The organism is Sphingomonas sp. MMS24-J13 (assembly GCF_044905095.1).
In the GTDB taxonomy this organism is placed as follows: Bacteria; Pseudomonadota; Alphaproteobacteria; order Sphingomonadales; family Sphingomonadaceae; genus Sphingomonas_I.
The window spans coordinates 2,047,812-2,068,699 of the sequence record NZ_CP173258.1; the positions used below are offsets into that span (position 1 = coordinate 2,047,812).

21 protein-coding genes are annotated in these 20,888 nt (G+C 63.7%); 11 read left to right on the plus strand and 10 right to left on the minus strand.

Annotated elements, in window-relative coordinates; translation table 11 throughout:
• Nucleotides 1–884: 884 nt before the first annotated feature.
• The 9 genes from AB4Z44_RS09595 to AB4Z44_RS09635 all read left to right on the plus strand — a co-directional run bounded on the left by AB4Z44_RS09595 (nucleotide 885) and on the right by AB4Z44_RS09635 (nucleotide 7,689).
• Nucleotides 885–3,257 carry an ATP-binding protein gene (locus AB4Z44_RS09595; protein ID WP_404713815.1) on the plus strand — a complete coding sequence of 791 codons (2,373 nt, stop codon included), beginning with the start codon at nucleotides 885–887 and terminating at the stop codon, nucleotides 3,255–3,257.
• A gap of 168 nt (nucleotides 3,258–3,425) precedes the next feature.
• The gene (locus tag AB4Z44_RS09600; protein WP_404713816.1) at nucleotides 3,426–3,866 is read left to right on the plus strand and encodes a heme-binding protein; all 441 of its coding nucleotides are present in this window, start codon (nucleotides 3,426–3,428) and stop codon (nucleotides 3,864–3,866) included.
• Nucleotides 3,863–4,186: an SH3-like domain-containing protein gene (locus AB4Z44_RS09605; protein WP_404713817.1), complete on the plus strand. Its 324-nt coding sequence runs from the start codon at nucleotides 3,863–3,865 to the stop codon at nucleotides 4,184–4,186. The genes AB4Z44_RS09600 and AB4Z44_RS09605 overlap by 4 nt, the downstream gene beginning before the upstream one ends.
• Nucleotides 4,186–4,848: a nitrile hydratase subunit alpha gene (nthA, locus tag AB4Z44_RS09610; RefSeq protein ID WP_404713818.1), complete on the plus strand. Its 663-nt coding sequence runs from the start codon at nucleotides 4,186–4,188 to the stop codon at nucleotides 4,846–4,848. The genes AB4Z44_RS09605 and nthA overlap by 1 nt, the downstream gene beginning before the upstream one ends.
• On the plus strand, nucleotides 4,848–5,189 hold the full coding sequence (locus tag AB4Z44_RS09615; protein ID WP_404713819.1) for a hypothetical protein: 342 nt from the start codon (nucleotides 4,848–4,850) through the stop codon (nucleotides 5,187–5,189). Before nthA ends, AB4Z44_RS09615 begins: the two co-directional genes overlap by 1 nt.
• 1 nt (nucleotide 5,190) lies before the next feature.
• Entirely contained in the window at nucleotides 5,191–5,889 is a 699-nt protein-coding gene (locus AB4Z44_RS09620) for an aquaporin (protein ID WP_404713820.1), read from the plus strand.
• The gene (locus AB4Z44_RS09625; RefSeq protein WP_404713821.1) at nucleotides 5,886–6,284 is read left to right on the plus strand and encodes a DUF302 domain-containing protein; all 399 of its coding nucleotides are present in this window, start codon (nucleotides 5,886–5,888) and stop codon (nucleotides 6,282–6,284) included. The genes AB4Z44_RS09620 and AB4Z44_RS09625 overlap by 4 nt, the downstream gene beginning before the upstream one ends.
• Entirely contained in the window at nucleotides 6,250–7,332 is a 1,083-nt protein-coding gene (locus AB4Z44_RS09630) for a HoxN/HupN/NixA family nickel/cobalt transporter (protein ID WP_404713822.1), read from the plus strand. The genes AB4Z44_RS09625 and AB4Z44_RS09630 overlap by 35 nt, the downstream gene beginning before the upstream one ends.
• 12 nt (nucleotides 7,333–7,344) lie before the next feature.
• Nucleotides 7,345–7,689, plus strand: a complete 345-nt coding sequence (locus tag AB4Z44_RS09635; RefSeq protein ID WP_404713823.1) for a carboxymuconolactone decarboxylase family protein — start codon at nucleotides 7,345–7,347, stop codon at nucleotides 7,687–7,689.
• Between the two features lie 21 nt (nucleotides 7,690–7,710).
• Here AB4Z44_RS09635 and AB4Z44_RS09640 read toward each other — a convergent pair whose 3' ends face one another.
• From AB4Z44_RS09640 to AB4Z44_RS09675, 8 genes are all read right to left on the minus strand, one after another.
• Nucleotides 7,711–8,313, minus strand: coding sequence for a TetR/AcrR family transcriptional regulator (locus tag AB4Z44_RS09640; RefSeq protein ID WP_404713824.1), 603 nt, complete (start codon nucleotides 8,311–8,313; stop codon nucleotides 7,711–7,713).
• Between the two features lie 103 nt (nucleotides 8,314–8,416).
• Nucleotides 8,417–10,384, minus strand: coding sequence for an ATP-binding protein (locus tag AB4Z44_RS09645; RefSeq protein ID WP_404713825.1), 1,968 nt, complete (start codon nucleotides 10,382–10,384; stop codon nucleotides 8,417–8,419).
• Nucleotides 10,385–10,546: 162 nt separating this feature from the next.
• On the minus strand, nucleotides 10,547–12,376 hold the full coding sequence (locus AB4Z44_RS09650) for an ATP-binding protein (RefSeq protein ID WP_404713826.1): 1,830 nt from the start codon (nucleotides 12,374–12,376) through the stop codon (nucleotides 10,547–10,549).
• A gap of 149 nt (nucleotides 12,377–12,525) precedes the next feature.
• Entirely contained in the window at nucleotides 12,526–13,278 is a 753-nt protein-coding gene (locus AB4Z44_RS09655; RefSeq protein WP_404713827.1) for a pirin family protein, read from the minus strand.
• Between the two features lie 99 nt (nucleotides 13,279–13,377).
• Complete coding sequence (locus AB4Z44_RS09660) at nucleotides 13,378–14,241, minus strand: alpha/beta fold hydrolase (RefSeq protein ID WP_404713828.1); 864 nt, start codon at nucleotides 14,239–14,241, stop codon at nucleotides 13,378–13,380.
• Between the two features lie 31 nt (nucleotides 14,242–14,272).
• A complete protein-coding gene (locus AB4Z44_RS09665; protein WP_404713829.1) occupies nucleotides 14,273–14,992 on the minus strand; it encodes a hypothetical protein in 720 nt (239 codons plus the stop codon).
• 61 nt (nucleotides 14,993–15,053) lie between these two features.
• Nucleotides 15,054–15,905, minus strand: a complete 852-nt coding sequence (locus AB4Z44_RS09670) for an alpha/beta fold hydrolase (RefSeq protein WP_404713830.1) — start codon at nucleotides 15,903–15,905, stop codon at nucleotides 15,054–15,056.
• A 367-nt stretch (nucleotides 15,906–16,272) separates the two neighbouring features.
• Nucleotides 16,273–16,647 carry a response regulator gene (locus AB4Z44_RS09675; RefSeq protein WP_404713831.1) on the minus strand — a complete coding sequence of 125 codons (375 nt, stop codon included), beginning with the start codon at nucleotides 16,645–16,647 and terminating at the stop codon, nucleotides 16,273–16,275.
• A gap of 238 nt (nucleotides 16,648–16,885) precedes the next feature.
• On the opposite strand from AB4Z44_RS09675, the gene AB4Z44_RS09680 reads away from it, so the two are divergent.
• Nucleotides 16,886–17,539: a response regulator transcription factor gene (locus AB4Z44_RS09680; protein ID WP_404713832.1), complete on the plus strand. Its 654-nt coding sequence runs from the start codon at nucleotides 16,886–16,888 to the stop codon at nucleotides 17,537–17,539.
• A 99-nt stretch (nucleotides 17,540–17,638) separates the two neighbouring features.
• On the opposite strand, the gene AB4Z44_RS09685 is transcribed toward AB4Z44_RS09680, so the two are convergent.
• Both AB4Z44_RS09685 and AB4Z44_RS09690 read right to left on the minus strand, forming a co-directional pair.
• Nucleotides 17,639–18,469, minus strand: a complete 831-nt coding sequence (locus AB4Z44_RS09685) for an alpha/beta fold hydrolase (protein WP_404714204.1) — start codon at nucleotides 18,467–18,469, stop codon at nucleotides 17,639–17,641.
• A gap of 167 nt (nucleotides 18,470–18,636) precedes the next feature.
• Nucleotides 18,637–19,446, minus strand: a complete 810-nt coding sequence (locus tag AB4Z44_RS09690; protein WP_404713833.1) for an alpha/beta fold hydrolase — start codon at nucleotides 19,444–19,446, stop codon at nucleotides 18,637–18,639.
• 419 nt (nucleotides 19,447–19,865) lie between these two features.
• Between AB4Z44_RS09690 and AB4Z44_RS09695 the strand changes: the two genes are divergently transcribed.
• A complete protein-coding gene (locus tag AB4Z44_RS09695) occupies nucleotides 19,866–20,795 on the plus strand; it encodes an MBL fold metallo-hydrolase (RefSeq protein ID WP_404713834.1) in 930 nt (309 codons plus the stop codon).
• Nucleotides 20,796–20,888: the final 93 nt, after the last annotated feature.

The window sequence follows — 20,888 nt, forward strand, 5'->3', positions numbered from 1 at the left end:
GCTGTCGGCCGTCGCCCGCGATCACGCGGAACAAGCGACCGCTTTCGGGCAGAGGCCGGCAACACTCGTGACCAACGTTAGGGCGCATTTCCGACCGGCAGGTTCGGGTCAGGCGCATGACGGATTACGGCACGAGCCGCCGTTCAGACCACAGCCGTTGAAGGTCGGGAGTTGGGTCGTTAACGGACCGGCATGTGATGCGCCGGAAGCCGTCATACGAATGAGCTGCAAGGAACGTGGGCTTCGTCCCAGTTCGCACCGGTCCATAACGATCGGCAGCAGTCGACCACAGCCGGTCGCTCCCATCTGCCACCATGAACGTCCGCTCCTGATAGAAGCTGCCCATTGGGCCGGTTTGAGCTGACGATCGCCTATGCGCCGAAATTTCAGTCGTTCAGCCGGGTTCGGCGCGATCCCAAAACCTGCCGATCGTTCAGCCAGCTCTGAGCGGCGGCCGGCCGATCGACATTGGGACTTTGTGCCCATTCTTCCGGCAAGGATCGAACGGCAGCTTCCTACGGAAGTCCACGTTCGCGATCTGGGTCATCCAACAGCATCAAGCGAGCAACTCTGCCGTATTTTCGTCTTCACCCGCTGTGGAATTGCGCGGCCATGGGCCATGGAGAGAGCGCCTTTTGGGATAGGGAATTGCAGCGCAAGGCTCCGCATTGCCCCAGTACGCGCTCGTATCGTGCTACGCTCCCTAGTAACGGGTAGCCCCATACGAAGGTAGGTCTTTCCCTCGTCCTCGCCTGCCCCACGAAGCTGTCAGGCTGAAAGCCATGGGCATATCTCCCTTGCACAATGAGCCGGCGACCGGAACAGATGCGACGATATGATCGGCGTGATGAGCCAGCAGGGACTGCACAAGGGGCTGGGGCGGCATGACTGAGCGAGTGAAGAAACCTTCGATCCTGACGGTCACCATGCTGCTCGCAGCGCTCGTGTTCTGGATCGACAGCATCGCCGAATATGATCTTGGTGCCTCTATCCTGTATCTGGCCGTCCTGGTGCTCGTGTCCGCCGCCGGTAGTGGAAAAGCGGTGGCCCGCGCTACGCAGCTGTGTGTGGTGCTCACGCTTGGAGCCTGGGCACTGGTTCATCTTAGGCACCCCACGACGGCAAATATATTGCGATGCCTGTTCGCCTGCATCGCGATCGGCGTCACGGGTGCGTTGCTGGTCAGCCGCAAGCGGCTTGAAGCAACTCAGCGTAACCTCAAGCGCGGCACATCCGAAGCCGAGCTTTTCGCCAATTCGGTCCCGTTCGTCTTGTGGCGTTCGAACCCGCAGGGCGAGATCGAGTATCTCAATGAAAGCTGGACCAGAGTAACCGGCCTCGATCGATGGTCGGTCTTGGAGGGGCAGCGGTACAACGACGTGGTCCACCCGGACGATATGGCGCTGCTTGTCGAGACGGTCACTGCCGCCGTGGCGAACCGCACCGTGACGGACCTGAAGGTAAGAGTACGCCAGGGCGATGGCGTTTACCGCTGGATGCAGATTTACGATAATCCAGTCTTCTCTCCTCTGACCGGGCAGGTGGAGCGCTTCGGCGGCCTCTCGGACGTCCACGACGAAGTAGTCGCAAAGGAAGAGCTTCAGCAAGTTCGGCAAGAGTTGGAAATGAGCCGGGCCGAGCTGATCAACTTCACCGATTCGGTGCCGCAAATCCTGTTCAGGGCGAGCCGGCAGGCCGAAGTAGACTTTTACAACAAGCGCTTCACCGAGGTGACGGGCCGCGATCTCAACGCGGTCATGGCGACGCAGGACTGGATCGAGGACTTTCACCCGGATGACCGCCCGGGATATCTGGCAAATCTCTGGAAGAGCTTCGCCGCGGGAGACGAGTTACGCGACACCTTTTGCCTGAGGCACACCGACGGCAGCTATCGTTGGATGTCGATCCTCGGCCGCCCGGTACGTGTGGCCGAGGGATCGGACGAGATTTGCTATTATGGCGGAGTCTCTGACATCCATGACGAGGTTACTGCGCACCAGAAAGTCCGGGAACTCAACGAGACGCTGGAGCAGCGCGTCGCGGAACGAACCTCCGAACTGATGCGCACCGAGATACGCTATGCGGCGCTGTTCGACGTCAGCAACATGACCTTCGCGGAAATGGATTTCAGCGAGGCCGATAAAATCCTCGACGCGATCAAGGCGGACGGCGTGACCGATCTGCGTGCCTATATGACCGCGCGCCCCGACGAACTGGCGCGGACGTTGGCGACCATTCGGACTACCCGGGTCAATGAAGCGCTGGCGCGATTGATGGGGTATGAAAGCGTCGCTGAACTTGTCGCGAATCCGCCTGCCGAGAATGCCGACGACGGTCCGGAAGTGCTGCTGCGTCAGCTCGAAATGTATTATAACGGGGTGGACCACATCGATGGTCGGACCGTACTTACCGGGAAGGGTGGTCAGCGGATCCCGGTCTATTACACGGTGTCCAGGCTTGCGGACGGGCTGCACCTTTCAAGCCATGTCGACCTTTCGGATCAGGAGCGTATCGAGGCGATGCGTCGCGCGGCGCAAGCGGAACTAGCGCGAGCAAACCGTGTCGCCACAGTCGGTGCCTTCTCTGCATCGATTGCGCATGAACTGAACCAGCCCATCGCCTCGATGCTCATGGACGCCCAGACCGGCATGCGCCTGGCCGCTCGCGCCATTCCGGACATGGAGGCGCTAGGACGCATCCTCGAGCGGGTCGACAGAACCGCCCAGCGCGTCGCCGGCATCGTCCAACGGACGCGGGACAACATTGTTGCGGGGCGACCTGCTCCCAAGGCGATTGACCTCTGCCGCCTGGCCACGGAGACGCGCGATCTGCTAAAGCACGACCTCAGCCAACTGGATGTCGAGCTGGAAATCGTTTGCGCGGACGCCGTGCCGATGATCAACGGTGATCCGATAGATCTGCAGCAGGTTTTCGTAAATCTGGTGAACAATGCCGCCGATGCGATGCGCGACCAGACCGGCGCGCGGCGGGTCACGCTGGAAATCGCCGCGGAAGAAGCTGCGGTGCGCGTATGGGTGACGGACACGGGGCCGGGCATTCCCGACGCGCATATCGAGCGACTGTTCGAGCCCTTCTTCACAACCAAGCCGACGGGCATAGGCATGGGGTTGCAGATCTGTCGCTCGGCCATCGAGGCAATGGGCGGACAGTTGACGGTGAGCAATTCGGCGGGGGGAGGAGCATGCTTCGCGTTCGATCTTCCGCGCGCATCAGGCGCTCCCGATAAAGGCGACTGATCCCGGTCGGCGATCGTGAGTTTGGAATGCCCCCTAACCGCGACACGAGTATAGCCGACGCGGTCGGCGCGAGCCCCGACCAAAGTATTGGTCAGCAATAACCTCGTGCGATGGCGCTCATGCGTTCTGCCGCGCATCCTTCGCTCACGTTACCGAGCGGAGATTAATATGCCCCAGCACTTCCAAGCGCTTCCGTCGCGCTCCCTCGACGGCGCATCCGCAGCGGTAGCGCTCTCCGCAGCGGCGAAATGTGCTGTCGAAAAGGGTGATGAGCGGTGCATCGTTGTCGTGGGCGCAGACATGCAGGTGGTGGCGGATGCAGAAGCGACCGGTAACGACGCACCACCGATCGAGCGGCTGATTGATCGTGCCCGGCGGGCCGCGATCCTGTCGATCGAAACAGACGGGATCGGAAGCGAGCAGGGCCCCGAACTCGCAGCCCTTCATCACGCAACCGGTGCGCATGCGCCGATCGCAGTGACGATCTGCAGCGGGGGGCGGCTGATCGGCGCTATCGGCGTTACATCGCACACCGACGCCGGGAACCACGACGTGGCGGAAGCCGGTCGAAGCGCGTTGCTGCAGCTTTTCGCGCGAGACAACGCATGAACGTTCTCGCGACGATACTGCCTGCGCTCGACGAGCTTCCGGCGTTCGCGCCCGGCGATCGAGTACATGTCCTCAACCGCGCGCCGATCGGCCACTATCGCGTGCCCATCTATCTGCGCGGTCATGTCGGCACCGTGATGAAGGTCATCGAGCCATCGATGGTCGACAATGAGGAAGAAGGCTATGGCCGCAACGCAGGCGGCAAGCGGCATTATTACCGCGTCGCGCTGCCGCTGCCAAAGCTCTGGCCGAAGTATGAAGGCGAGCCAAGCGACGAGTTGCACGTCGAGATTTTCGAAACCTGGCTGGAACGCGCGTGATGGCTGACCAGCACGACCACAGCCACGACCATGGCCACGATCCGATCGAGATGGCCGATGTGCCTGGCTATTACGAGGTGATGGAAACGGCGATCCGCGAACTGCTGATCGACAAGGGGCTGATCACCGCCAACGATATTCGCCGCCAGATCGAAGTGCTCGATTCGCGCACACCGGCGGTCGGCGCGCAGGTGGTAGCGCGGGCGTGGACCGATTTCGCGTTCAAGGAGCGCTTGCTCGCCGACGGACGCGCGGGGTGCGAGGAACTGGGCATCACCTTCTACGACGATACGCAGTTGATCGTGCTGGAGAACACCGATCAGGTGCACAACTTGATCGTGTGCACTTTGTGCTCCTGCTATCCGCGCCCGGTGCTGGGGCTTCCGCCGGATTGGTACAAACTCAAGCCGTATCGTGCCCGTGCGGTAAGCGAGCCGCGCAAGGTGCTCGCTGAATTCGGCACCGTCATTCGTGACGATGTCGAGATCCGGGTGAGCGATTCCACGGCGGTGGTCCGCTATCTCGTGCTGCCCAGGCGCCCCGCGGGCACCGATGGCTGGTCGACCGACGCGCTCGCCGCGATCGTCACGCGGGACGCGATGATCGGCGTCGTCCCCGTTACTCTTGAAAGCCCCCTCACTCTTGAAAACGAGGCCGCGTGATGGCGACCGAGGATTTCGTCAGCCGCCTGCCCAACGATATCGGCGGGTTCGAGGCCGGATCGGTGATGCGCGTCGAGCATGTGCTCGAGCCTTGGGAAAAGCGCTGCCACGCGCTGGCGGACGTTCTGGATTTCAGGAAGATCATCAACACCGAGGAGAAGCGCAAAGGCGTCGAAGCGCTAGGCGAAACCCTGATCGGCAAGCTGCCCTATTACGAGCGGTGGATCGTCGCCTTCGCCAACATCCTGTTCACCAAGACGATCGTCTCGCCAACCGAACTCGCCGAGAAAATGGCCGAGGTCGAGGCGCGGTTCGCCGAGCAAGCTGCGGCGGCCGAGTGAGATGGCGCAGCCAACGTGTTTCCATGAGGCCGATCCGTTGCTCGCGCTGCATCGGCGCGCGCTGGCCGAGGGGTTGGGCACGCTGCTGCTCGTGCTCGCCGCATGTGGCGGCGGGCTGGCGGCGGCGCACGACTTTGCCGAACCGGGTTTCGTCCCTCCGCTGACCGCGCTCAGCATCGCCGGCGCGCTGGTGGCGCTGATCGTCGCCTTCGGACCGGTGTCGGGCGGCCATTTCAATCCGCTGATCACGATACTCCAGTGGCTCGCCGGCGAGCGTCCGCGCGGCTGTATGATCGCCTATGTCTGTGCACAGATCGCCGGAGCTTTGGCAGGCGGGCTTCTCGCCGCGGCCTTATGGCGCGCATCGCCAGGAACGGCCGGGCACGGCGGCTGGGGCGGGTTCGCCAGCGAAGCGGTGGCGAGCGCGGGTTTGATGCTGATCGTCTTCGGATGCGCGCGCGGCCGGCGCACAAATGCCGGGCCGTTCGCCGTCGGCGCGTGGCTGATCGCAGCGATCGTCGCGACCCCCACGGCATCCTACGCGAACCCGGCGGTGGTGGTGGGCACGCTTGCGAGCGCCGGGCCCGTAGCGCTGGCGGCGGGCGCGGCACCCGCTTTCATCCTGGCGGAATTGCTTGGCGCACTCGTGGCGTTCTGGCTCGTGTACTTGGTCTTTCCGCAGCGAAGTGTCTCGCAATGACCGTCCTAGGCTTCGTTGTCGTCGAGGGCACCGCGTCGTTCCTTTCGACCGTCGCGCGGCTCGATCTCGCGCTGGCCGAGCACGCGATCGAACCGATGGCGCGGATCGATCATGGCGGGCTCGCCGCGCAGGTCGGGCTTTCGCTCGGTCCGATGCTATTGCTGCTCTTCGGCGATCCCCGCGCCGGCACTCCGCTGATGCAAATGGCGCCGGGCATCGGCATCGATCTGCCGCTCAAGCTGCTCGTCTGGGAAGCGGAGGGAAAGGTTAGGATCGGCTATAACGATCCCGCCTGGATCGCGCGGCGCCACGGGCTCGTTCCCGGGTTGCCCGCGCTGGCGGCGATGCACCGGCTGCTGCATGCGCTCGCCGCTGCGGCTGCCGGAAGCGCGTGACATGCGGATCAGCATGATGGCGCTGCTGCCGGGTGATGCGCATGGGCGCCGCGATCTCGCCTTGCTGGCGGGCGGACTCGCCATCCTCAACCTCGGTGGATGGGCCTGGGCGCTGGCGATGTTCCACGATCGTCCCGCGCTGCTGGGCATCGCGTTGGTCGTCTATGGCCTCGGGCTTCGCCATGCGGTCGATGCAGATCATATCGCCGCGATCGACAATGTGACGCGCAAGCTGATGCACCAGAAGCAGCGCCCGCTGTCGACCGGGTTCTGGTTCGCGATCGGCCATGCCAGCGTCGTGATCCTCGTCACGGTGGCGGTCGTCAACGCAGCGCAACGGCTCCAGACGTTCGAGGCTTTGCGCGATCTGGGCGGGACCCTCAGCATCGCCGTATCGGCGCTGTTCCTGCTGACCGTCGCTGCTATGAACCTTGCGATCCTGAATGCGACGATCGGCGCCATGCGGCGCGTACGCGCGGGGGAGTCGATCGACGATGGCGCACTCGACTTGTTGTTCGCCGGCCGGGGGCCCTTGTCTCGGTTTTTCCGTCCACTGTTCGGCGCGATCACGCGACCGTGGCACATGGCACCGCTCGGCTTTCTTTTTGGTCTGAGCTTCGACACCGCCACCGAAGTCGCGTTGTTCGGCCTGTCGGCGACGCAGGTCGCGCAGGGCGTGCCGCTCGCAGCGGCGCTCGTCTTTCCGCTATTGTTCGCTGCCGGCATGGCATTGATCGACACCGCCGACGGCGTGCTGATGGTCGGGGCCTATCGCTGGGCCGTCATCAATCCGCTGCGCAAGCTCTACTACAATATGACGATCACGCTGATGTCGATCGCGCTGGCGCTATTCATCGGCAGCGTTGAACTGGCCGTCCTGGCCACGCGGCTGCTGGGGCTGTCCGGCCCTTTGGCCGAGGTGGCGCGCGGCATCAACGAAAGCTTCAACCTGCTCGGCTTCGGCATCATCGGCGCGTTCGCGGCGGCCTGGCTGGTGTCGAGCCTGCTGTATCGGCGGGTCGGCATGGCGCCGGCGCGCGCATCCTGAAGGAAAAGCGACATGCATATGATGGACTGGAACGGCTATCGCGAACAGGTGCTCGCGGGGGTCGGCGGCATCGGAAAACTATCACCCGACACCACCCGCGGGTATGCGATGCTGGGAGGAGCTGGCGACAAGACCGGGCATTTGGACGGCAAGACCCGCGAATTGATCGCACTCGCCTGCGCTGTGACCCTGCGCTGCGATGGGTGCATCACTGTGCACACCAAGGCGGCCGCTGGAAAGGGGGCGACCAAGGAAGAGATCGTCGAAGCGCTGGGCGTCGCGATTAGCCTGAATGCGGGCGCTGCGCTGGTGTATTCGACGCGTGCGATGGATGCCTTCGACGCCTTGGAGAAATGAAGCGACGGAGGCGGTTTGCAGCTATCGAGAGCTTGGCCAAGGCGCGGTCGCGGCGGCAATCGCACTGGCGCGGCCGCTTTCGAGGAGCGCATCCGACGGCGAACCGTCGGGAAGTGCCCTTGCCAGTTGCAGCGTGCCCATCAGTCCAGCGAGGATCGCGAGGCCGCGCGACAGCCGTTCCTCCGGCGTCCCGCCTTCGGGGAGAAAGCCGGCCACGCTTGCGGCCAGCGCGGTAAGGCCTTCCGCGAAGATCCTCTGGATCGACGCATCCAGCCGGGCGATTTCGGGCGCTAGCGCGGCGGTGGCGCAGCCTGTTCCGGCGCGCGCGCGATGGTCCTGCCGCAAATAGAAGGTCACGAATGCCCGGAGCCGATCGTCCGGCTCTGCTTGTGCGGCAACGCGTTCCAAGCGCTCGCGCGTTTGATCAAGCGCAAAGCGCAGGGCTTCGGCGACGAGTTCGGTGCGGGACTTGAAATGGGCATAGAAGGCGCCGTGCGTCAGCCCGGCGTCGGTCATGATCGTGCGGAGCCCTACCCCGGCTATGCCATCCCGACGAAGTCGCTCGGATGCGAGTTCCACGATCTGCCGCCGCGAATCTTCCTTGCGGTCGGTTCCATAGCGCATGGTCTCGCTTCACCTTTCCTCGGGTTTACCGACTTGGCTGACCACGCTGCCGCCCGAGTGTAATATTACGCCCGTAATCGAGCAAGGCCGGAGCGCCGTCGCTTCAAGCCGCAGCCATCTCTTGATCGAGGACAGGTAGCGTGAAGATGAACTCGGCGCCGCACTCGTCCGCGTTGCGCGCCTGGAGTTCGCCGCCGAGGTTTTCGACTGCCGATCTGCAGATCTGAAGTCCCATACCCACACCATTGGGCTTGGTTGTGAAAAAGGGTTCGAACAGCCTGTCGAGGACCTCGGGTTCGAACCCGCGACCGGTGTCGGACACCGACACAGTAACACCGTCGTCAACGTGTGCGACCTTCACACGAATGCGGCGCTCGCCTTCATGATCCGCCATCGCTTCGGAGGCGTTGAGGATCAGGTTCACCAGAACCTGCTGAAGCTCTACCGGATCGGCGCTCACCAAAGGTGTGCCGGCGTCGCAACTGACCTCCAGAGCCGCGTCGGACTGTCTAATGTCGCGCTGGAGCAGCTCCGCGGTATCGTGTGCCAGCTGGCACAGATTGACACGCGTCAGGCTGCGTTCGCGACCCGAGATACTTTCGCGAATGCGGGTGACGATGCCGGCAATGCGGTCAGCCGACCGGACAATGCGCTCGACGATGCGTGAGGCGCTTGCAATGTCGGCCTCTTCGCGCACCATGAAGCGCAAGGCGGTTTGCGCGTCCATGATCATCGAGGCAATCGGCTGGTTGAGTTCGTGCGCGACTGACGCCGAGAAGGCGCCGACCGTGGCGATGCGGTTCGCCCGCGCCAGCTCCTCCTGCGCGGCCAGCCGCACTTCCTCGGCGCGATGCTGCCCGGTAAGATCGAGCAGGCTCGAGAGCTGACTGCCGTCGGGAAGGCGGTGGACGGTGTAGAAGATCGGGACGCGTCGGCCGTTCTTCCCGATCAGGACTGTGTAGCCTTCGGTTTCGTCGCGACCGTAAAACGGCAGTTCCAGCTGCTTCAGCATGACCGCTTCGATGTCCTCGGACGTCTCCGCGGTCGGCTGCGCGACCAACTCTTCCATCGAGTCATAGCCTAGCAGCCGGGCGGTCGCCGGATTTATGCGCAGCGTGCGGACGCCAGCGATGCATTGGGCGAGAACGTCGGGATGGTCGGCGAAATAACCGGCCAGGTCGGTGACGCCTTGGGCCTTCAACTGGTCAAGAATCACCATCGCCTCACTAAAATCCTGCTCGGCAAATGTGATGTTGCTGATCTGCCAGAGCGTCGAAAACCGCTCCTGGCTCTTCAGGAGCTCCTCGGTTCGCTCCTCGACCCGTTGTTCGAGCGTCGCCATCAGGTCGCGCACCATCCGCTGGGCGGTCACTTCGTCATGAACGTCGGAAACGCCGCCGTACCAGCGTTCCGCCACACCGGGTTCAGAAGGAGTCACGACGCGGCCGATCAGCGACATCCAGCGATATTCTCCGCTGGAATGCCGCAGCCGGAACTGTGCGCGCATTTCAATCCCGGTGGAGATCGCCTCGTCCCGGCGGGCGAGGTATTCTTCCAAGTCCTCGGGATGAATCCATTGCCGCCAACTGCCTTCCGTAAGCGCAGTGTTGGCGTCATGGCCCGTGATCTCGGTATATCGGTGATTGAGGAAATCGAGCCGACCGTCGCGTGAGCCACGCCACATGATGTAGGGAACCGCGTCAGTGAAGGTCAGCAACTCCCGGCGGCTTTCCTCGAGCTGACGGTGCAGGTCCCGCAGCTGCTGGCGATGGATCAGCAGCAAGGCCGTGGCCAGAATGGCGATCACGACGAACGCTAGGCGCAACAGGCTCTCGGGGGTCGGCGCGCCTGCATGGGCGAGCACCCAACCAAGCCCCGCCAGCAAGACACAGGCAGCCGCGGCGATTCCAATATCCTTCGCCCGCCGCCCCTGCGCGACGACGGCGAGCACGACGAGATTGAGGATCGATACCGTGGCGTTGAACCCCGGGATGCTGTCTGCCGCGAAGACCGACACCATCAATGCGCCGGCCGTCAGTCGCCAGAAGGTGGGAGGAAGCACGCCGATCACCTGATCTTCCCGGCGGCAACGCAAGACTGGCAAGCCATACAAGACTGCGTTCCGGCGCGAATCTCGATCCACTTCATGTGGCTTCCCTCGCTTTCTATGCGGAGCTGCCGACGAACGTAGCAAAATTGCATTACGGACGTAATATGGATTTTGGCGCTCAAATCACTGGATCGGGAGGCTGAATTCGAACAGCGCTCCGCCGCCCGAGCAGTTGCGCGCCTGAAGGTCCCCGCCCAGTGACTCGATGACCGCGCGGCAGACCTGAAGGCCCATGCCGATGCCTCGAGCCTTGGTCGTAAAGAATGGCTCGAACAGCGATTTGAGATGCGCCTCGTCGATGCCGGGTCCGTTGTCCTCCACGCGCACATACAGCCGCGCCGCACGATGCTCGACCGTGATGCAGACCGTGCGGATGTCCGCAGCCTTGGCCCGCAGCGCTTCAATGGCGTTCAGGACGAGATTGGCGAACACCTGCTGCAGTTCGATCGCGTCCGCGCGGATGGTCGGTACCGTCGGCGGCAGGTCCAGGCTGAGTTCGACGGCATCGCTGTGCAGTTCGCGTTCGAGAAGAATGGGCACTTGGCGCGCGATTGCGACGAGGCTGATGGGCTCGATCGCCTGCCGCTGGTCGAGCACGCGGTCCCGCGCTCGCTGCACGACATTGCCCAGTCGCTCACATTGGCGCGCCATGCGGTCGAGACCGTCGCGAAACGGATCGCTATGCGCGAGCGCATCGGCGCTTCGTTGGAGCGATCCTAATTCGATCCGCATCGACGTGAGCGGCTGATTGAGCTCGTGCGCGATCGAAAGCGAAAGCGCCCCCAGCGTGGTCGCCTTTCTAACTCGAGCGAGTTGCTCCTGCGCGGCAAGGCGCATCTCGGCCCCTTCTTCCTGCTCGGTGATGTCAACCAGGGTCGAGTAAGAGGTGAAGTCGGGAGATATGTTTACCCCATAAGCAACGACCAGACGCTCTCCGTTTGGCTTGGAGAGATGGGCCACGCCGCTGAGTTTGTGGACTCCGACAAACAGCGCTTCGATGATGGATCGGATCGGAAGGTTTGCGCCGGTCCGGTTGTTCGCCGGCGCGTTGGCCAACAGATACCTGCCGTCGTCGTCAAAGCCAAGCATCGTGACCAGCGTGGGGTTGACCTCGACGGTGCGCGCGACCGCAATCAGGGACGACAGAATCTCCGGATGGGCGTCGAGATAGTCGGGCAGGGTTTCGACTCCGGACGCACGAAGCGCATCGAGCCGCCGCTGCACCTCCCCCAGATCGATTTCGATCACGCCGATGTTTCGATCATGAAACAGCGAGCGGAAGCGCCAGCGAACCCGAGCCAATTCCTCGCCCTCTGCTGCAATCTTGGTTTTCAGATCGCGGTTCGCTGCTTCGGCGGAATGTTTCGCGCGCAATTCCGGATCGACTTCGGACAGACCGCCGACCCAGTGCGTAATCCCGCCATGCTCTGCCGAAAGGATCGGCCTGCCGACCGAATGCATCCACCGATAGCTGCCGTCGTGACACCGCATGCGGAAATAGCTTCGGGTATCGGTCGCGCCGGCGCGGGCATTCAGCCACAACCCCTCCAGCGAGGGCAAGTCTTCTGGAAACACGGTCTCTTTCCAGCGCTTGTCGTGCACCGCGCGTTTTGCGTCCATCCCTGTGAGCTCGGTGAACCGGTCGCTCAGATAACGGATCTCGCCGTCGGGACCGGCCACCCAGTATATCTGGGGCGCCGCTTTCAGCAGCCGGACAAATTGATCTCGCTCGGCGCGAAGTGCCATACGATCGCGGCGCACCCTGCGCCCTATCGCGACCAGCGCGGTGGCCCCGCCGGCATAGAGCGCGAACGTTGCAGTCGCACTATGTTGGACAAACAGATAGACCGCGCCGCTGCAGTAAATGAGCGCAGCGCTCCACCAAAATATCGACCGAACGCGCCGTCGCCGCGAGCGCGGTGTGGGTTCGAAACCAAGAGCATCAGCCAACATCGTCCAGCCCTAGCGTAAAGCCGACCTCCGTTTCGCGGCGGCGCCAACCTTGATCGTCTCGAACCAGATGCTCGGTTCGCTTGAACGATCCGGATGCCACAGTCGGTCAGCGCGCCATATCCAACCACGGTAGGGGGTGCGTCTTTTGCCTAACGACTGACGATGTCGCCCGAACGCAGATCGGCAAAGTCGCGATGCAACTCGGCTTCGCTGCCGGCCACGAACGGGCCGCCGGCGAACACCGCCTCGTCGATCGGCACGCCGCTATACGCGACCAGCCGGGCGGGGCCATTGCCGGCGATCGATACAAGCGCTTCGGTCGCACCGACGGCGGGCCATAGAATGTCACCAGACCTGTATGGCGCGCCGTCCACGCTCGGATTGCCGTCGATCACGCAGACGAAGGTGCGATGCCCCGCCGCCAGCTTGAGATCGTATCGACCTCCCGCCGCGAGATCGATGTCGGTGAGCGTCATCGGCGTGCGGCTCCACGGCGGCGCGCCGTCCTTGCCATAGGTGCGGGCCGTGGCGCCCTGCGTCCGCTCGACAATCGCCGTATCGCGGCGCTGTACCCGCGTGCCGGGCGGCGCCTTGCGAAGCGCATTGGGCAGGTTGACCCAAAGTTGCAGGCCATGGACGGTGGACCCTTCAGCGGGTCTGCCGCCGTGGATGATCCCGCTTCCCGCCGTCATCCACTGCACGTCGCCCGACTGCAGCACCCCGCTCGAGCCCAGATGATCGCCATGTTCGAGCGCTCCGGCGAGGATGAAGGTCACGGTCTCGAGGCCGCGATGCGGGTGTTCGTGGAAGTCGCCTTGCGGTTCGATGAAGTCCTCGACCAGCAAGATGAAGGGTGACTGCTGGCGAAGATCGTCGTGAGTGACCAACATCCGATTCGACACGCCAGGCCCCAGCGCGCGACGCTGCCTTGCGTGCGTAACGCGTTCAATCAGAACCTTGTTCGCCATATTGCGGATTTCCTGCCGGGAGAGGACGCGATGTCAGCGGTCGAGAAACGCGTTCACATCCGCTCCGAATTCGGTGTGGTGCTGGAACAGGAAACCATGGCCTGCGTCGGGATAGATCTTGACCGTCGCGTCCGGGATCAGGCCGCCGAGCAGGTGCGACAGGCGCGGCGGGATCATGGCATCGGCATCGCCGTTCGCCACAAAGGTGGGCTGACGAATGCCGCGCAACCGCTGCAGCGCGCCGTGGTCGGGCGTGCCCCATTCGCAGACGGCGTCGTAGTGGGCATCGCGGGTCGCCAGCGAGCTGGCGCTGTCGCGATCCAGGCTTCGTGCCATGAACCGGCGGAGATAGGCCCCGCCCGCGGCCTGGCTGGCATCGGTGGCCTTGAAGAAGGTGTAGAGCAGTTCGGCCGGCCCGGGCTCATCCTTGCGCACCGCGTCAGCGATGTCCTTGCGCCAGCCGTGCATGTCCGGCCCGCCGCGCGGTGCCGTGGCGGCGAGGATCAACCGGCGGACCAGATCGGGCCGGATGAGCGCAATGTCCTGCGCCACGAACCCACCCAGCGAGAAGCCGAGTAGATCGATCTGCTCGAGCTCCATCGAATCGAAGAAGGCTAATGCGTCGCGCGCCATTTCGGCGACCGTGGACGGCGTCGTCCCGCTTGTAGCGCTGACCCCTCGATTGTCGAACAGGATGATCTCGCGTGTTTCCGCCAGAAGCGCGAACAACGCCGGATCCCAGCTTTCGAGATCGCCGCGAAAGCGGGGCAGCATCACCAACGGCGTCATACCCGCCGCCCCGAACCGCCGATAGGCGTAGCGGATGCCATTTGCCGCTTCGACGAACATTGTCGGTGCGCCCAGGCTGTCGTGGACGTGGGTCGGTTGGTCCGTCATTACGAGCTCCGTGGTTTCGATGGTCGCGGGTTCAGCCGAGCGTGATGTGATCGAGGTCTATCGACACGACGAGCGGCTCGGCCAAGGATTGCCCGTCCGGCTGGCGCGGATAGATGCGGCGCTTCGTTGGAAACAGGATCCCCTGCACCTCGCGATAGCCGGAGACGTAGTGCGCGCCGGGCGTATTGCCGGCGATCTCCACATCATAATCGTGGCGCCGGAGCAGTCCGTCGTCGCCGACATAGAGCGTCTGTTCGGTGCTGTGCGTGGCGATGTTTGCCGGGAAGCGCACCTGCAGCCGTTGCCAGGTCTCGTCCTTCTCCCGCCACGTGCCGAGTGCCGCGGATTCGACGCCGTCTTCTGCCAGCAGGAACGGCATGGTGAGATAGGTCCACATCGCTATGCCCGCGAAATAAGCGAGTTGCAGGTCGTTCCACGGCGTTTCGAGCGTGTGCCCAGCGAAGGAAGCGCGGGGTTGGGGAAGCGCTTCGATCGTATCGCCCTTCCCGTTCTGTAACTCGACCAGATCGGGCGTGAACGAGGATTTTCGAGCAGCATCGCCAAACGGCGCGTGCGACGCATGTTCGCGGCGCAGATCGACCGTCACGTTGGTGTCGTCGAGCACGCCGGCCTTGCCCTTCAGTCCCCAGAGCGCGCCGCCCTGGACCAAATGCGCGGTGACCGTCTTGAAGCTGCGCCAGTGATCGATCCCCCCGTGGGCGTCGATGATGCGTTTCGCCAAAACATCCATTGTCTTCTCCATGAAATCGTGGGCGCCGTGCCGGCGCTAGTGCTGTAGTGAGGGGGCGAATTCAGCGAGCGTCGGCGCCCGCACGCCGATAGCCGCCATCGATCCAGGCGCGGACCAGCGCGCCGTAGCGCTCAGGTGCGTCTTCCCAGACGAAGTGCCCGGCATCGAGTACCTCCGCGACTGCCTTTGGCAGCCCGTGCCGAAGGAAGTCGCCGTTCGAGGACGGCACGAGCGGGTCGTCGCGTCCCGAGAGAATCAGCACCGGCACCTGGATGGATGGGAGAAGTTCCGCGAGGCGCGGCAGGTCGCTCGGATAGGCGCGCACGAAGTCGGCCGCCTCGTTCCATCGCGATCCCGCCGAGCCGCGGCGATAATCCTCGATCGCGGACTCCGGCGGCGTAATCCGCGCCATCTGGCGGATCAGCGCCACCACCTGCTTGCCGCCGTCGGCACCGGCATAGTCGTCGGGGATGCTCTCGACGATCTGGCGCAGTGAATCCCCCAGCAGATCCATCGCCGCACCGCCGCTGCCCGCGACGATGCTTTCGAACCGCTGGGGATGATCGGCCGCCGCAAACAGCGCGGCGAGCGTGCCGACATCCGGGGCGATGGCATGGACCCGGTCCAGCCCGAGCGCGTCCATCAACCGGGGGAAGAAGCTGCCCATCGCCACCGGCGACATCAGGTCGCGCCGTCCCTCCGACCGACCGAAACCGGGCAGGTCAACCGCGATCAGCCGGCCGAAGCCCACAAGCTGCGGCCAGATCGCATGAAAGGCGGCGACGCTTTCGGGATAGGGGCTGGTCAGGAGTATTGGCAGATTGCCACGATCCTGGCCGTCGCGCACGACGCGGATCGCAAGACCGTCGATATCGACGAAGCTTGCCATGTCGGGATCGAACAGGTCGGCCATCAGCGCGTTGCTCCCGCAGCGGCTCCGATCCGGCGTGTGTCGCCGCGATCATCAGAGCAGTTGCAAGATGTGACCGCGCCCGGGTCTCAACCAGCGTTCTCAGGTCTGGGCGGGTGCATACTTGGGTGTGGGCCGGCCCGCCGCCAACGGGCATCCGGCGGATCGATCTCGGGAGGGATCGCTCGCCGGAAAGCTCTCGTCGAGCGCTTCGTCAAGCCGCGCGTCGGCGTCATCCTCTGGGGGTGCCGGGGAACGCGCGGGGGCCTCATCGTTGGGGTTCGATGTCATGTGTCGCACCTGTTGGGAGGAATGCGCCATCGTCCCGCAGTACGTAGGAGAATCCCAGCCCTACCCGCGTATAGTCACGTCACCGCAAGAGCTTATCCAGCTCTTCGAGCAGTGCGGACGGATCGAAGGGTTTTCGCAGCAAGAATGAAACGCCAGCTGCCGCTGCCTGCTGCTTCAGCCCGGGCGCGGGAAAAGCTGTGATCAGAATAATCGGCATCGCATGATCCCGCCGGATCGCGCGCGCGAGCGTGAGCCCGTTTATGCCCGGCATCTGAAGGTCGGTTACCACGCAGGAGAAGCTGGCCAAGCGCTCGGATCCGAGCAGCGTGTCGCCGTTCTCGAACGCTTCTGCGATGTAGCCTACGCTCGACACCAGTGCTTCCAGCGCGGTGCGGACGTCCTCGTCATCGTCGACGATCGCAATTCGCGGTGGGGCGGCACTCAATTCAGTCATACGGCTCCTACACCTCGCCCACTCGACCGATCACCCTTTCGCCAGAGCTGCCAACCGTCGTTGCGGGTCGTCGGTCCTGTGCAGGTTCCTCATGATCCTTTAGCCTTGGCTTAGCGAGCGCAGAAGCGCCGCCCCATACCCAAGTATGGGCGCGCGACGCCGATTGCGGCTGGTCGAATGACCGCAGAAACGTATAATATGGCACTTGTAATAGGGCCGGGTGGGGGATCGCGAGGCGATGCTGGAAAATCGAAAGCTGGCCAGCACGGCGCCGATCATTGGCGATGCCGAAAAGCCCCTGGTGCTGGTGGTCGATGACGATGCGGACGTGCGCAACAGCATCAGCGACATGTTCGCGTCGGTCGGCATTGAAGCGGTAGGCTTCGGTTCAACCGCTGAATACCTCCACGCCAGAGCGCCCGATCGCCCGAGCTGCCTGGTGCTAGACCTGCGCCTACCCGGATCAAGCGGCCTCGAGCTCCAGGCGCAACTGGCCGCCGCAGGCATCCGTATTCCGATCATCTTCATCACCGGCCATGCCGACGTACCAACATCGGTACGCGCGATGAAGGCGGGCGCGCTCGATTTTCTGCCCAAGCCCTTCCGTGAGCAGGAATTGATCGACGCAGTTTCGAATGCGCTGCGCCACGACGTCGAGCGCCGCGCAGCCGCACGCGAGAGCGATGGCGTCCGCATGCTTGCGCAAAGCCTTACTCCGCGCGAGATCGAAGTGCTGCGTGGTGTCGCACGCGGCTTGCTCAGCAAGCAGATCGCCTATGAACTGGGGATCACGGAAATCACCGTAAAGATGCATCGATCGAGCGCGGGCCGGAAATTGAAGTCAGTCTCAGTCGCCGACATGATCCGCAAGGTCGAACTCCTCGCTCTCTAGAATTGTCCGAGCTGACCGCACGAAGCCTCCCAGCGCCTTTGGGCTCCGGAAGGCTTCGGCCTGCTTGCAGGAGGAGGAGGAGGGGCGATCCTCCTGCGGTCAAGCGCGGATGAACGCCAGCAGATCGGGATTGATGACGTCGGCGTGGGTGACGAACATCCCGTGTGGCCAGCCGGGGTAGATCTTTAGCTCGCCATTACGCAGCAGCTTCGACGAAAGCTCCGCGGAAGCACCGATCGGAACCACCTGGTCGTCGCCGCCATGCATCACCAGCACTGGAAGATCGATCGCTTTCAGATCGTTCGTGAAGTCGGTTTCGCTGAACACCTCTATGCAGTCGTAATGCGCCTTGGCGCCACCCATCATGCCCTGCCGCACCCAATTGGAGACGATCGGCTCGATCGTCGCGACACCCGCCCGGTTGAAGCCGTAAAAGGGCCCGCTGGCGACGTCGTGGTAGAATGTCGCGCGGTTCGCTGCGAGCGCTTTGCGGAAGCCGTCGAACACCGCCATTGGCGTGCCGCCAGGGTTGCTGGCGGATTTGACCATCACGGGCGGGATCGCGCTGATCAGCACCGCTTTTGCCACGCGTCCGCGCTTGGCCTTGGCCACGTAGCGCGTGACTTCGCCACCGCCGGTCGAATGGCCGATATGAACCGCGCCCTTCAGGTCGAGATGATCGGTCAGCGCCGCGACGTCAGCGGCATAGGTGTCCATGTCGTTGCCGGTGTCGGTCTGGGTCGAGCGCCCGTGGCCGCGGCGGTCGTGTGCAATCACGCGAAAGCCCTGGCCGAGGAAATAAAGCATCTGCGAGTCCCAGTCGTCGGCGCTGAGCGGCCATCCGTGGTGGAACATGATGGGTTGCGCGTCCTTGGGCCCCCAGTCCTTGTAAAAGATCTCGGTGCCGTCGCGCATCGTGATGGTAGCCATGCGAATGTCTCCTTTGGTCATGGTCTCAAGTATGGTGGCGGCATTCCCCGACCCCGAAAGCGCCAGCGAAAGCCCGCCGGCCGCGACCACACCGGCGAGCAGCGTGCGGCGGTTCAGGTTGGGCGATGGGGGGAGGTGATCCATGGTCTTCTCCTGCATGGCGGGGCTCAGTCCGCGAGGAATCGCGAGACTTCGGCGGCGAATTCTTGCGGATATTGAAACAGGAAGGCGTGGCCCGCGTCGGGGTAGAGGATCAGCTTCGCGTCGGGCGCTTCCTGCGAGATGATGTATGACCGATAGGCGGGGATCATCACGTCGTGCGCGCCGTTCGCGACCAGCACCGGCATCGAAAGTTCTGCCAGCCGGTCGCGCACGCCCTTGGCCGTGCCGATTGCCTTGAGCTGGCTCATAAAGCCGGCGGCGGTCACGTCGGGGACGCGGTTCGGGACCGCCGTGAGCCGCGCGAGATTGGCGCGTCCGGCAGCCCGGCTCGTGTCGCTGTCCGCGTAGAAGAGGAAAAGGAAGTCTTCCTCACCATTCTGCGGATGTGCCATCACTTCGCGTACGCGCGGATGCGGCTCGGGTCCTTCGCTCGGCCCGCCTGGCCCCGATCCGGCGATTATCAGTCGGCGGATGCGCTTCGGGACCGCCAGCGCAACGTGCTGGGCGACGAAGCCGCCAAGCGACCAGCCGAGCAGATCGACCTTGTCGAGCTTCATTGCGTCGAGAAACGCGATCGCGACTTCAGCGATGCCGTCCAAAGAGTCCGGGACTGCGCCCTGCGAGCCACCGATGCCGGCACTGTCGAACCGGATCATGCGCCGGTTTGCCATGAGCGGTGCAAGAAAGTCGGGATCCCAATCATCCAGCGTGCCGCGGAATCGCTGGCACAGGACGAGCGGAAGCCCAGGCCCGTTACCCTCTTCACGATAAGCGAGCGTGCCGAAACGGGTTTCGACGTGCTGCAGGGTCGTCATCGCTAGGTCTCCTTCGAGCATGCAAGCAGCATGGCTCCTGCGAACCACTCTCGGCGCCCGAGAGCACAATCGCCATCATACGGTCGTCCGCGCGATCCCAGACAAAGGTAGGGCTCGGCTGGGCTGCCGTTGAGTTTCGCCGGGCCGCAGCGTGAGGACTTGGCAGCGCTTTCAACGAGGAGCGCAGCGATGCTGAACGAGCCCATGCAGATCGGACGTCACGTTGCGGGGTAGCAGTCACCGGATGGCTCCGGCCTAATGCCAAGTCCTATGTCCGCCCTACCATCGTATTGGCTGACCGAGCGCCGTGGCCATGCGATTTGATTGGTAGGGCAACGTCGTTCGATCCGCCCAGAACACCATCGCCGCCGGTGCCGCTCGCCGTTCGAACGTGCGCGGCCCCATTCGAGGAAAGCCCTATGAACTGGAATCTTGGCTCCAGCCGACCGCTGCGCTGCGCCCTGCCCCTTATTCTGCTCGCCGCTCCGGCGGCGGCGCAGGAGACGCCCTATGCCAAGATAAATGCGGCAGCCGCCACATCCCCGGTCACGCTCCATCCGCTGCGCAACGGAGTGGTGATGCTCGAAGGATCGGGCGGAAACATGATCGCGCTGAGCGGGCCGGAGGGCATTTTCATGGTGGACGACGGGATTGCCGTCTCGCAGGACAAGATCGGTGCCGAGCTGCGACGGATCGGCCCCGGCCCTCTTCGCTATGTCGTCAACACCCACTGGCACTGGGATCATGCCGACGGCAATGTCTGGACGCACCAAGCCGGCGCTATTCTGATCGGTAGCGCGAACACCGCGAAACATCTCGGCGAAACGATGCGAGTGGTCGAATGGGGCCATACCTTCACGCCAGAGCCAGCGGACGGCCGGATCGCAATGATCGTCGATGGTGACCGGACAATGGCGTTCGGCGACGAGCAGATCCGTCTGCGTCGCTACGTGCCTTCGCATACCGACGGTGACGTTTCGGCCTTCTTCCGGAATGCCAATGTTCTGGCGACGGGCGACACGTTCTGGAACGGCCTGTATCCGTTCATCGACTATGTCGCAGGCGGCAGCATCGACGGGATGATTGCGGCTGCGAACGCGAACATCGCCATGGTGGATGGCGGTTCGATCGTAGTGCCCGGCCACGGCCCGGTCGGCGATCGTGCCGCGCTGATCGAATATCGCGACATGCTGGTGGCGATCCGGGACAATGTCGCGGCGCTGAAGCGGCAGGGAAAGACGCTCGAGCAGACCATCGCCGCCCATCCTACCGCTGCCTTCGACGCCAAATGGGGCCAGGCGATCATCAGCCCCGCGCTGTTCACGACGCTCGTCTATCGCGGGGTCTGAACGCGGGGAGCATTCCGCCATGACGATCGCCCATAGGTCACTCACTGATCGCGTTGATGGGCGGTGGTCCGCTGAGCAGTCCCGTCTATCCCT

Excerpts from the sequence above, each read along its gene's own strand:
- AB4Z44_RS09595 (WP_404713815.1), top strand. The coding sequence starts at position 885 with ATGACTGAGCGAGTGAAGAAACCTTCGATCCTGACGGTCACCATGCTG.
- AB4Z44_RS09600 (WP_404713816.1), top strand. The coding sequence starts at position 3,426 with ATGCCCCAGCACTTCCAAGCGCTTCCGTCGCGCTCCCTCGACGGCGCA.
- AB4Z44_RS09605 (WP_404713817.1), top strand. The coding sequence starts at position 3,863 with ATGAACGTTCTCGCGACGATACTGCCTGCGCTCGACGAGCTTCCGGCG.
- nthA (WP_404713818.1), top strand. The coding sequence starts at position 4,186 with ATGGCTGACCAGCACGACCACAGCCACGACCATGGCCACGATCCGATC.
- AB4Z44_RS09615 (WP_404713819.1), top strand. The coding sequence starts at position 4,848 with ATGGCGACCGAGGATTTCGTCAGCCGCCTGCCCAACGATATCGGCGGG.
- AB4Z44_RS09620 (WP_404713820.1), top strand. The coding sequence starts at position 5,191 with ATGGCGCAGCCAACGTGTTTCCATGAGGCCGATCCGTTGCTCGCGCTG.
- AB4Z44_RS09625 (WP_404713821.1), top strand. The coding sequence starts at position 5,886 with ATGACCGTCCTAGGCTTCGTTGTCGTCGAGGGCACCGCGTCGTTCCTT.
- AB4Z44_RS09630 (WP_404713822.1), top strand. The coding sequence starts at position 6,250 with ATGCGCTCGCCGCTGCGGCTGCCGGAAGCGCGTGACATGCGGATCAGC.
- AB4Z44_RS09635 (WP_404713823.1), top strand. The coding sequence starts at position 7,345 with ATGCATATGATGGACTGGAACGGCTATCGCGAACAGGTGCTCGCGGGG.
- AB4Z44_RS09640 (WP_404713824.1), bottom strand. The coding sequence starts at position 8,313 with ATGCGCTATGGAACCGACCGCAAGGAAGATTCGCGGCGGCAGATCGTG.
- AB4Z44_RS09650 (WP_404713826.1), bottom strand. The coding sequence starts at position 12,376 with ATGTTGGCTGATGCTCTTGGTTTCGAACCCACACCGCGCTCGCGGCGA.
- AB4Z44_RS09660 (WP_404713828.1), bottom strand. The coding sequence starts at position 14,241 with ATGACGGACCAACCGACCCACGTCCACGACAGCCTGGGCGCACCGACA.
- AB4Z44_RS09665 (WP_404713829.1), bottom strand. The coding sequence starts at position 14,992 with ATGGATGTTTTGGCGAAACGCATCATCGACGCCCACGGGGGGATCGAT.
- AB4Z44_RS09670 (WP_404713830.1), bottom strand. The coding sequence starts at position 15,905 with ATGGCCGACCTGTTCGATCCCGACATGGCAAGCTTCGTCGATATCGAC.
- AB4Z44_RS09675 (WP_404713831.1), bottom strand. The coding sequence starts at position 16,647 with ATGACTGAATTGAGTGCCGCCCCACCGCGAATTGCGATCGTCGACGAT.
- AB4Z44_RS09680 (WP_404713832.1), top strand. The coding sequence starts at position 16,886 with ATGCTGGAAAATCGAAAGCTGGCCAGCACGGCGCCGATCATTGGCGAT.
- AB4Z44_RS09685 (WP_404714204.1), bottom strand. The coding sequence starts at position 18,469 with ATGGCTACCATCACGATGCGCGACGGCACCGAGATCTTTTACAAGGAC.
- AB4Z44_RS09690 (WP_404713833.1), bottom strand. The coding sequence starts at position 19,446 with ATGACGACCCTGCAGCACGTCGAAACCCGTTTCGGCACGCTCGCTTAT.
- AB4Z44_RS09695 (WP_404713834.1), top strand. The coding sequence starts at position 19,866 with ATGAACTGGAATCTTGGCTCCAGCCGACCGCTGCGCTGCGCCCTGCCC.